We start from the raw sequence: 10,599 nt of genomic DNA on the forward strand, positions 1-10,599 counted from the left end.
CGGGTTACCCACGGATTCAAGCCTGCGTTCGGCCAGCGTGGTTTAACGGGGCGCCTGAGATCAAGATCAAAAGCCAGATCAAGAGCGACTCGCTGCGCATCGTGGTTACTGTTGGGCACTGCTGAGTTATGTAGATACCTATGCCCCGATAAGGGAGTGTCAATCAATGCATCCGGGCCTGACACACCGCCATCGGGGGCAAGCCCCCTCCCACATGTCCAGCGGTCGCGTCGATTTCACGCCTTGATGAAATGCTTGCGGTAATGCTGCAACTCGGCGATCGACTCGCGGATATCGTCCAGCGCCAGGTGCGTGCTGCCCTTATGGAAGCTGTCCTTGACCTCCGGCGCCCAGCGCGCGGCCAGCTCCTTCAAGGTCGACACGTCCAGGTTGCGATAATGGAAGTAGCTTTCCAGCCCCTTCATATGCGTATAAAGGAAGCGCCGGTCCTGGCAGATGCTGTTGCCGCAGATAGGCGACTTGCCCCTGGGTACCCATTTTTCCAGGAAGGCGATGGTTTCGGCTTCGGCTTCGGCCATGCTGATGCGGCTGTCGCGTACCCGCTGGGTCAGGCCCGAGTTGCCATGGGTGCGGGTATTCCACTCATCCATGGTGGCGAGCACGGCATCGCTGTGGTGAATGGCGATCACCGGACCTTCGGCCAAGGTGTTGAGGTTGCTGTCGGTGACAATGGTCGCCATCTCGATGATGACGTCGGTGTCGGGGTTCAGACCGGTCATTTCCAGATCGATCCAAATCAGGTTCTGTGGGTTTTGCATGGCTTGATTCTCTTGGCACCTTGGCGTAGCTGCGCAGTTTAGCAGGCGGCGCCGTGCTAGACTCGCGACCGTTTTACCCAACTTTTGCATTATCGACACGGAACACCAATGGCCAAACGCCAGCTCAATCGTCGCCAAAACTGGCGCATCGAAAAGATTCAAGGTGAACGCGCAGCGCGCGCCGCCAAACGTGAATCCTCCGCCGTGGAAGCGCTCGAGGGCGGCGACCTGGGGCCTGAACAAACCGGCCTGGTGATCGCGCACTTCGGCGTGCAGGTTGAAGTCGAGGCGCTGGAAGGCGAACTCGCAGGCACGGTGTCCCGCTGCCACCTGCGCGCCAACCTGCCCGCGCTGGTCACGGGCGACAAAGTCGTGTGGCGCGCCGGCAACCAGGGCATCGGCGTGATCGTGGCCCAGTTGCCACGCAGTACCGAACTGCGCCGCCCCGACAGCCGCGGTCAGCTCAAGCCGGTGGCGGCCAACGTCGACATGATTGTGATTGTGTTCGCGCCGCTGCCCGAGCCCCACGCCAACCTGATCGACCGTTACCTCGTCGCCGCCGAGCATGCCGGTATCCGCCCGCTGCTGCTGCTGAACAAATTCGACTTGATCGACGAACAGAACGCTCCGGCGCTCAACGCTTTGCTGGCGGTCTACCGTACCCTGGGCTACCCGGTGCTGGAAGTGTCGGCCCATCACGGCAACGGCATGGAACAGCTGCAACAGCAGCTGGACGGGCGCATCAGCGTGTTTGTCGGCCAGTCTGGCGTGGGCAAGTCGTCGCTGGTCAACAGCCTGCTGCCGGAAGTCGACACCCGCGTCGGCCCGCTGTCGGAACTGTCCGGCCAGGGTACGCACACCACCACGACCGCACGGCTGTTCCACTTCCCCGGTGGCGGTGAACTGATCGACTCCCCGGGCATTCGTGAATTCGGCCTCGGCCATGTCAGCCGCAGCGACGTGGAAGCAGGCTTCATCGAGTTCAACGACCTGATCGGCACCTGCCGCTTCCGCGACTGCAAACACGACCGCGAGCCGGGCTGTGCACTGCTCAAGGCGCTGGAGGATGGCCGTGTGCAGCAGCAGCGGATGAACAGCTATCGGTCGATTATTGCGAGCTTGCCTGAGAGCAGTTACTAAGCTGCCAGCCTCTGTAGGAGCGAGCTTGCTCGCGAAGACCCCAAGCGCAACGCGGGCATTCTGAATGCACGCGTTATCGTTGACGTTTTTCGCGAGCAAGCTCGCTCCTACAATGAGACGGCCTTGTCGTATCTGGAGATTACGACCCCGGCGCCGGCGCAGGCACCGTCGGGTCCTTCACCCCACCGTCATCAAACAGGTTCAGCTTTTGGCGCAGCTCATGGGCCGGCAGCGGCTCCTGACCTGGCGGGAGCGCATTCGGGTCCGCCGGCACTTCACCGGGAGCGCCTTCGCCCTGAGCTGGCGGTGGTGGCGGCTGATCGCCCTCAATTGCACGCTGGGCCTTTTTGGTCAACACAACGATATCGATACGCCGGTTGATCGGGTTGAACGGATCTTTCGGATCAAACAACTGCGATGACGCAAAGCCCACCACCCGCGCCACTTGCGGGTCCGGATAGCTGCCGGCCACCAGCGCACGGCGGGCGGCGTTGGCGCGGTTGGCCGAGAGTTCCCAGTTGCCGAAGTCGCCCTGCCCCGCATAGGGTTTGGCATCGGTGTGGCCGCTGACGCTGATCTTGTTCGGCACCGCCTTGATGGTGTCGGCCATGGCCAACAGGATATCTTCGAAGTACGGCTTCAAGCGCGCGCTGCCGGAATCGAACATCGGCCGGTTGGCGGCGTCGGTGATCTGGATACGCAAGCCTTCCGGAGTGATCTCGAAGGAAATCTGATCCTTGAATTTCAGCAGTTGCGGGTTTTCCTCAACCTTGTTCTGCAGTTCCTGCAGCAACAGCTCCAGGCGCTCTTTCTCGACCTGTTCGGCCATGGTTTCGACCTGATCGCGCTCGATCGGGATTTTATCCTGAGGCGACTCGGTCTCAACTTCCGGATTGATGGTGCGCTCCGGCGCCAGCTGCGGCGAGCCGCCCAGGTCGATCACGAAGGGTGTACCACTTTCCGAAAAACCAATCGGGTCCTTGAAGTAACCCGCAATGGCGATCTTCTGTTCAGGGGTGGCGGTGGACATCAGCCACAGCACCAGGAAGAACGCCATCATCGCCGTCGCGAAGTCGGCGAAAGCGATTTTCCAGGCGCCGCCGTGATGCCCCGCGGCGAAGCGCTTGACGCGCTTGATGATGATCGGCTGGTTGTTTTCCATGGCTTAGCGACCGCGAACCGCTTGTTCCAGCTCGGAGAAACTTGGGCGATGTTTCGGGTACAAGACCTTGCGCCCGAACTCCACTGCCAGCGACGGCGGCATGCCCGACGCCGAGGCGACCAGGGACGCCTTGATCGCTTCGTAGAGGTTGATTTCTTCCTTGGCGTCATGCGCCAGGGAGGTGGCGAGCGGGCCGAAGAAACCGTAGGCCGCCAGGATACCGAAGAAGGTGCCCACCAGCGCCGCACCGACGTGCATGCCGATGGCCGCCTGATCGCCCTCGCCCAGGGAGGCCATGGTCACCACGATACCCAGTACCGCCGCGACAATACCGAAACCCGGCATGCCGTCGGCAATCCCGGTCACGGCGTGGGAAGGATGCTCCAGCTCTTCCTTGAGGCTGAACAGCTCCATGTCGAACAGGCCTTCGAGCTCATGGGGCGCCATGTTGCCGGAGGACATGATGCGCAGGTAATCGCAGATATACGCGGTCATGCGCTCGTCCTTGAGCACGGCCGGGTACTTGGCGAAGATCGGGCTGGCGGCGGCGTCTTCGATATCCCCTTCGATGGCCATCATGCCTTCGCGGCGGCTCTTGTTGAGGATCTCGTAGACCAGCCCCAGCACTTCCAGATAGAACGTGTGGGAGAAGCGCGAGCTGAACATGCCCAGCGACTTCTTGATCACGTGCATGGTCATGTAGCCCGGGTTGGCCTGCAAGAAGGCACCAAAGGCGGCGCCGCCGATGATCAACACTTCGAAAGGCTGAATCAGCGCGGCAATTTTACCGTGGGACAGGACGTACCCGCCGAGCACACTTGCGATGACGACAATGATGCCGATAATTTTAGCCATAGGGGATCTGTACTTGCGCCGTCGGGTTCATGGACATAGTGGGTGCAGCTGAAAAACTCTTGTTCTACTTATCGGCGAAACTGCGCCAGACTATAGCCCGTTAAGGCGAAAAGCCAATTCAGCCCGTTACGGGTGTGTTGAACACATATGATGATCGCGCCCCAATCATGGCTAATGAAACGACAGTCCCAACTGCAAGACCCACCACCCTCGCCGCCTGGATCCAGCGCCTGGACGACGTGCTGCTGCCCGTTCCCCAGGCCAGCCACGAGCGCGTGTGCAAAGCCATCCGCGACAGCCGCAGCTCATTGAGGGACATCGCCGAGCTGATGCAAGACAGCCCGGCCCTGGTGCTCAGCGTGATGCGCGAGGCCAACAGCCACACCCACGGCAGCCTGGCGGAACCGGCGGAAAACCTCGAAGTGGCGCTCAATCGCCTCGGCCTTAAACGCGCCGAAGAACTGCTGGTGCGCCTGCCTTCGGTGCCGGCCCGCGAGATTCCCGTCGCGCTGCGCCAACTGCTGCTGGTCAGCCAGCACGCGTCCCAGCAAGCCAACGGCCTGTTCGGCAGCCGCCTGGCGCGCCTGTGGCAGGACATCCATTGGGGTAGCCTGCTGTTTCTGTCACCGTTGTGGCCGATGGCCGTGGCCTACCCCAAGCTGCTTGAGGAATGGGAGCTGCGGGTGATCCACAAGGGCGAGTCGGCGCGCAAGGTCGAGCAGCAAGTGTTCGGCGTGCGCCTGCTGGACCTGTGCCTTGGCCTGACTGCGGCCTGGCACCTGCCGATCTGGGTATCCCAGGGCTATAACCTGCTGCTGGGCGAGCGGCGTCTGCTGGTCAAGGCATTGCGTATCGCCCGCGAAGACGACCCGCTGCGCCACCAGCAGTTACTCGACGCCGAACCCAACCTGCGTCGCTGGCTGAATCAGCCGGCCAACACGGTGCTGTTGGCCAACGGCCTGGCGCTGTCGGCGCAGGAGTCCTGGACCTGCCCGCACACCGAGCGCTGGCAATACCTCACTGCGCTGTACCTGCAAGAGTCACTGGGCGATGTGCAGCAGCAGGTTCACCAGCAAGCGGTCACCAGCGCCCGCAGCACCCTGATGCCTGATCTCTGGCACCCGGCGCTGTCGCTGATCTGGCCGTGGCACGTGCAAAAAGTCCATCGTGGCTTGCTGCCCGCGCCACCGCCCACGGCTGAAGCACTGGCGCTGTGGCGCAACCGTTGCACGGAGCTGCTGGTCGAGCCGAGCCGCTTTGCCAATGCGATGCACCTGACCACGTGCGCCAAGGAAGCCCTGGTCGCCAGCGGCATGCAGCGCGTATTGCTGTTCATGGCCGATCGCGCCTTGAGCACCTTGCGTGTGCATCAAGCCGATGGCTTGCCGAAGGACGCTGCCAACCTGAGCCTGGATGTGGTCAACAGTACATTGCTGCAACGCCTGCTGGAAAAGTCCGCCCAGGTGCGTCTCGGTCCTGACAACCATGCGCAGTTCGCCGCCCTGCTGCCACCGATCCTGCGTCGCCTGTTTACCGGCGAGCACCTGCTGTTGCGCTCGCTGAGCTGTAATGGCCGCGTGGTCATGCTGATGGTGGCGGACCAGGGTGGCGGGCCATTCTCGGAAACCACCGTGCAAGCCTTCGGCAAAACCGCGCAATGCGTCGAAAAAGCCCTGCACAGCTTTACCAACCGCAGCGCCTGATGCTTGCGCTACAATCGCCCTCCTTTATCGCCAACATTTGTGCCCAGGAGACCTCACATGCCTGACTTCTCTGGCTTGCCGCTGGTGATCGAATGCAGCGACCTGCAAGGTCGCCTTGATGCCGAACACCTGATTCTGGTGGACCTCACCAGTGCCGCCCGCTACGCCGAAGGGCATATCCCCGGCGCGCATTTCGTTGACCCCAGGCGCACCCAGTTGGGCCAACCGCCCGCGCCGGGCCTGCTGCCAAACAAGGCCGACCTGGAAAAGCTGTTCGGCGAGCTGGGCCACACACCCGATGCCACTTATGTGGTGTATGACGACGAAGGCGGCGGCTGGGCCGGGCGTTTTATCTGGATGCTCGACGTGATCGGCCATCAGAAATACCACTACCTCGACGGCGGCCTGCTGGCGTGGCTGGACGAGAAGCACCCGCTATCCACCGAGGTACCGCCCTCCGTCGGCGGTCCGGTCAGCCTCACCTTGCATGACGGCCCCACCGCCACCCGCGAATACCTGCAAAGCCGGCTCGGCGCGGCCGACCTGGCTATCTGGGACGCACGCGGCCCGCTGGAATACTCCGGTGAAAAAGTCCTCGCGGCCAAAGCCGGGCACATCCCCGGCGCCGTGAACTTCGAGTGGACCGCCGGCATGGATACGGCGCGCAGCCTGCGCATCCGCCGCGACATGCCGCAAATCCTCGAAGACCTCGGGCTGACCCGCGATAAAGAAATCATCACCCACTGCCAGACCCACCACCGCTCTGGCTTCACCTACCTGGTGGCCAAGGCGCTCGGTTATCCACGAGTCAAAGGTTATGCCGGTTCCTGGGGCGAATGGGGCAACCACCCCGACACCCCCGTTGAGATTTAAGGTTTAAGGACAGTTATGAAAAAGCAGTTGTTTATCCTCAGCCAGTATTTGCTGCCGCACCACTTGCTCTCGCGCCTGGCCGGCTGCATTGCCGAGTGCCGCGTGCGCTGGTTCAAGAATGCCTTCACCCGCTGGTTCGCCAAGCGTTACCAGGTGGACATGTCCCAGGCGCTGGTTGAAGACCTGACCGCCTACGAGCACTTCAATGCCTTCTTCACCCGCGCACTGAAAGACGGCGCGCGCCCACTGGATCAAACGCCGGGCGCCGTACTGAGCCCGGCCGACGGTGCCGTCAGCCAGCTCGGCCCGATCGAACATGGCCGTGTGTTCCAGGCCAAGGGCCACAGCTTCAGCGTGCTGGAATTGCTGGGCGGCGACGCCGCGCTGGCTGCGCCGTTCATGGGCGGCGACTTCGCCACCATCTACCTGTCGCCGAAGGACTACCACCGCGTGCATATGCCGCTGGCCGGTACCTTGCGCGAGATGGTCTATGTGCCGGGGCGGATTTTCTCGGTGAACCAGACCACCGCCGAAAACGTACCGGAACTGTTTGCGCGTAACGAGCGGGTGGTCTGCCTGTTCGACACCGAACGCGGCCCGATGGCGGTGGTATTGGTGGGCGCGATGATCGTGGCCTCGATTGAGACCGTATGGGCCGGGCTGGTAACGCCGCCCAAGCGCGAACTGAAAACCTTCCGCTACGACGAAGCTGCCCGTGCGCCGATTCACCTGGAAAAAGGTGCGGAGCTGGGGCGCTTCAAGCTGGGTTCGACCGCTATCGTGCTGTTCGGGCCGGATCAGGTGAAATGGACCGAAGCATTGTTGGCGGGCTCGCCCGTGCAGATGGGCCAGGGTATCGCAACACCCAAGGCCTGACGCAAAACCAAGTGTGGGAGGGGGCTTGCCCCCGATGGCGGTAGACCTGTCAATACATCTCTGACTAGACTACCGCAATCGGGGGCAAGCCCCCTCCCACATTTCTGACCGTATTCTTTCGTCAGTCAGAGCTGCCCATCACGGTCGCGCAAGCCCAGCAGATACAGCACCCCATCCAACCCCAAGGTCGAAATCGCCTGCTTGGCCGACTGCTTGACCAACGGCTTGGCGCGGAACGCCACGCCCAGCCCCGCAATCGCCAGCATTGGCAAGTCGTTCGCGCCGTCGCCGACCGCAATGGTCTGTTCCAGGCGCAAGCCTTCCTTGTGCGCCAGCTCCCTGAGCAGGTCCGCCTTGCGTTGTGCGTCGACAATCGGCTCCACCGCCACGCCGGTCACTTTGCCATCCACCACTTCCAGCTCGTTGGCAAACACGTAGTCAATGCCCAGCTTGGCCTGCAGTTGCTTGGCAAAATAGGTGAAGCCGCCGGACAGGATGGCCGTTTTGTAACCCAGGCGCTTGAGTTCGGCGAACAGGGTTTCGGCGCCTTCGGTCAGGCGCAGGGAAGCGCCAATGGAGTCGAGCACGCTCACGTCCAGGCCCTTGAGCAGCGCCAGGCGCTCCTTGAAGCTGGCGCGAAAATCCAGCTCGCCGGCCATCGCCCGCTCGGTAATCTCGCTGACCTGTTCGCCCACACCCGCCGCCTTGGCCAGCTCGTCGATGACTTCGGCTTCGATCAGGGTCGAGTCCATGTCGAACACCGCCAGACGACGATTGCGCCGGAACAGCGAATCCTCCTGGAAGGCGATGTCGACATTCAGCTCCTGGGCCACGCTCAGGAATTCGGCGCGCAGCGCTTGCGCATCGGCCGGCTCTCCACGCACCGAAAACTCGATGCAGCCCTTGCCTTTGTCCGCCGGCGTGTCCAGCGGCATACGCCCCGACAGGCGGTCGATATGGTCGATATTCAAACCGTAGTGCGCCGTGATCGAGCTGACCCGCTGCAATTGTTCGGCCGTTACCTTGCGGGTGAGCAACGTCACGATATGGCGTTTTTTGCCCTGGCCTTCGACCCAATGCTGGTAATCGGCTTCGGACACCGGGGTGAAACGCACCTGCTGATCGAGTTTGTAGGCCGTGAACAGGATGTCCTTGAGGACCGACGATGCCTGCTCGGTGCTGGGAATCTCCACCAGGATGCCGAACGACAGGGTGTCGTGGATCACCGCCTGGCCGATGTCGAGAATGTTCACACCACCCTGGGCCAGAACACCGGTAATGGCAGCGGTGAGACCCGGTCGGTCAAGACCTGTGATGTTGATCAGGACAATTTCGCGCAAAGCGCACCCCCAGGCTGGAAAAAAACCGCATTCTACCCACTTTCAGTGACCATCGGGCACAGCCAGCGCTTTGCCGGTCATGGGCCTGTCGCTATACTGCGCGTCAACTTCACGGACCAAGAGCCGAGCGCAAGTGAACCGGCCCACGCCAGTAAAAACCGATAACTTCTTCCTGCTGATCTTCCGGGCACTGCGCCACCGCCGTGTACCGATCGCATTACGCATCGCCAGCCATAACGTGATCCTGGTCGCTCTGGCCCTGGTGATCTACGCCTGCGTGATGGGTTTGCAGTTCAAGCAGGCCATGCATGAGCAAGCCGACGCCCTGGGCGAGAGCCTGACCACCCAGACCGCCACCTCGGCGACTGAGTTGCTGGTGTCCAACGACATTCTCAGCCTCAACGTGCTGCTCAACAACCTGACCAAGAACCCGCTGGTGGCCCACGCTGCTATCTATAGCGTGGACAACCGGATCATGGCCGAAGCCGGGCAGCGCCCGAAAAACGGCCTGCTGGGCGAAGCCGAGGGCCTGTACCAGAGCAATATCACGTTTCAGGATGTGAAAGCCGGCCAATTGCGCATCAGCCTGGACATGCAACAGTTCCAGCAACCGATGACCATCAGCCTGCAAAGCATGGGCATCCTGAGCGCAATCCTGTTGGCCCTGGCCCTGGCCTTGAGCCTGCGCCTGGGGCGGCATATCTCCACGCCGTTGATGCAACTGCGCATCTGGCTGCGCGATATCAACGAACATACCCCGGCCACCGACCGCCAGGACGAAATCGGCGACCTCGCGCGCCAGCTGCATGCCAGCTTCGCGCCGGAGCCGACGGTACCTGAGGTTGAACCCGAGCCGGAGTACGACGAGGCCGACTACAACGACGACGAGCCTGAGTTTGAAGTGCGCGACCTGCGTGACCCAGGCTTCGACGAAAGCGCTCCGGTGGCGGGTTTGAAGCCTGCGCCACGGCATGTGATCAAGGCCGAAGAAGACGAACTGGATGACGAAGACCCGTTCGCCGACCTGCGCGATACCGCAGACACCGCGCCTGCCGTAGCGCCGAAAGCGCTCGCGCCCAAGAGCACCGAGCCCCAGTACAGCGCCGTACTCGCCGTGCAACTGGGTGCCCAGGACCAACTGCGCCGCCTGCCCCGCGCCCGCTTGACGGAATTGCTGGAACGCTACCGCGACTGTCTCGACCAGGCCGCCTCGCTCTACCAGAGCGAACTGCACACCCTGAACGACGGCAGCACGTTGATGCTGTTCCACAGCGAAGACAGCGGCGAAGATTACCTGACCAACGCCATCTGCTGCGGCGAGTTGCTGCGCGCCCTGGGCCATGCCTTGCAGATCGAAGTGGCGGACAGCGGCATTACGTTGCAATTGCAGTTGGGCCTGACGGTGGGCGATGACCTGTTCGGCATCAGCCAGATCGACCTCTTGCTGACCGAGATTGCCCAGGATGCCCTGGCCTTGTCCCAGCACAGCCGCAACCTGCTGCTGGTGGAGCGCAAGATCAGTGAAGACACGCTGATTCGCCAGCGCGCACGCATCCGCCCGATTGCCAGCCCTGAGGGCGCCAGCTGTGTGGAGCGTTTGATGGAGCCGTATCCGTCGATGCTGGAGCGCCAGCTGGCGCGGATGCATGAGACCCGTAACAAGAATTGAAGAACACCGCTAAACCCAATGTGGGAGGGGGCTTGCCCCCGATGGCGGCCTCTGGGCCGACCAGGATGCTGGATCAGACTGAGTACATATCCGTTTCTGCGGTAACGACCACTTAGGGTTCCGCCCTGACGGCGGCTCACTTTTGAAAAGCGCAAAAGTAAGCAAAACGCTCTTGCCCCACCACTCGGCACCTCGCTTAGGC

General features: G+C 62.2%; 9 protein-coding genes. 5 read left to right on the forward strand and 4 right to left on the reverse strand.

Going from position 1 to position 10,599, the window contains the following annotated elements:
* Positions 1-236: 236 nt before the first annotated feature.
* The gene (gene orn, locus BFQ00_RS22650) at positions 237-779 is read right to left on the reverse strand and encodes an oligoribonuclease (protein WP_065886529.1); all 543 of its coding nucleotides are present in this window, start codon (positions 777-779) and stop codon (positions 237-239) included.
* A 108-nt stretch (positions 780-887) separates the two neighbouring features.
* Here orn and rsgA point away from each other — a divergent pair, with 108 nt between their 5' ends.
* Positions 888-1,919, forward strand: coding sequence for a small ribosomal subunit biogenesis GTPase RsgA (gene rsgA / locus BFQ00_RS22655; protein ID WP_065886530.1), 1,032 nt, complete (start codon positions 888-890; stop codon positions 1,917-1,919).
* Positions 1,920-2,058: 139 nt separating this feature from the next.
* Here the strand turns inward: rsgA and motB are convergent, their stop codons facing one another.
* Both motB and motA read right to left on the reverse strand, forming a co-directional pair.
* Complete coding sequence (gene motB / locus BFQ00_RS22660; RefSeq protein ID WP_065886532.1) at positions 2,059-3,081, reverse strand: flagellar motor protein MotB; 1,023 nt, start codon at positions 3,079-3,081, stop codon at positions 2,059-2,061.
* A gap of 3 nt (positions 3,082-3,084) precedes the next feature.
* Complete coding sequence (gene motA, locus BFQ00_RS22665; RefSeq protein WP_065886533.1) at positions 3,085-3,936, reverse strand: flagellar motor stator protein MotA; 852 nt, start codon at positions 3,934-3,936, stop codon at positions 3,085-3,087.
* Positions 3,937-4,103: 167 nt separating this feature from the next.
* Between motA and BFQ00_RS22670 the strand changes: the two genes are divergently transcribed.
* Genes BFQ00_RS22670 through asd form a run of 3 tightly spaced genes read left to right on the forward strand, consistent with a single transcriptional unit; the run spans position 4,104 to position 7,388 of the window.
* Complete coding sequence (locus BFQ00_RS22670; protein WP_065934813.1) at positions 4,104-5,639, forward strand: HDOD domain-containing protein; 1,536 nt, start codon at positions 4,104-4,106, stop codon at positions 5,637-5,639.
* Between the two features lie 57 nt (positions 5,640-5,696).
* Positions 5,697-6,512, forward strand: a complete 816-nt coding sequence (gene rhdA, locus BFQ00_RS22675) for a thiosulfate sulfurtransferase (RefSeq protein ID WP_065934814.1) — start codon at positions 5,697-5,699, stop codon at positions 6,510-6,512.
* Positions 6,513-6,527: 15 nt separating this feature from the next.
* Positions 6,528-7,388: an archaetidylserine decarboxylase gene (gene asd, locus BFQ00_RS22680; RefSeq protein ID WP_065934815.1), complete on the forward strand. Its 861-nt coding sequence runs from the start codon at positions 6,528-6,530 to the stop codon at positions 7,386-7,388.
* Between the two features lie 125 nt (positions 7,389-7,513).
* Here the strand turns inward: asd and serB are convergent, their stop codons facing one another.
* Positions 7,514-8,728: a phosphoserine phosphatase SerB gene (gene serB, locus BFQ00_RS22685; RefSeq protein ID WP_065886537.1), complete on the reverse strand. Its 1,215-nt coding sequence runs from the start codon at positions 8,726-8,728 to the stop codon at positions 7,514-7,516.
* A 133-nt stretch (positions 8,729-8,861) separates the two neighbouring features.
* On the opposite strand from serB, the gene BFQ00_RS22690 reads away from it, so the two are divergent.
* On the forward strand, positions 8,862-10,397 hold the full coding sequence (locus BFQ00_RS22690) for an AhpA/YtjB family protein (protein ID WP_065934816.1): 1,536 nt from the start codon (positions 8,862-8,864) through the stop codon (positions 10,395-10,397).
* Positions 10,398-10,599: the final 202 nt, after the last annotated feature.

Origin of the sequence: Pseudomonas sp. 28 E 9 (assembly GCF_900004785.1) — a bacterium.
GTDB lineage: Bacteria > Pseudomonadota > Gammaproteobacteria > Pseudomonadales > Pseudomonadaceae > Aquipseudomonas > Aquipseudomonas orientalis_A.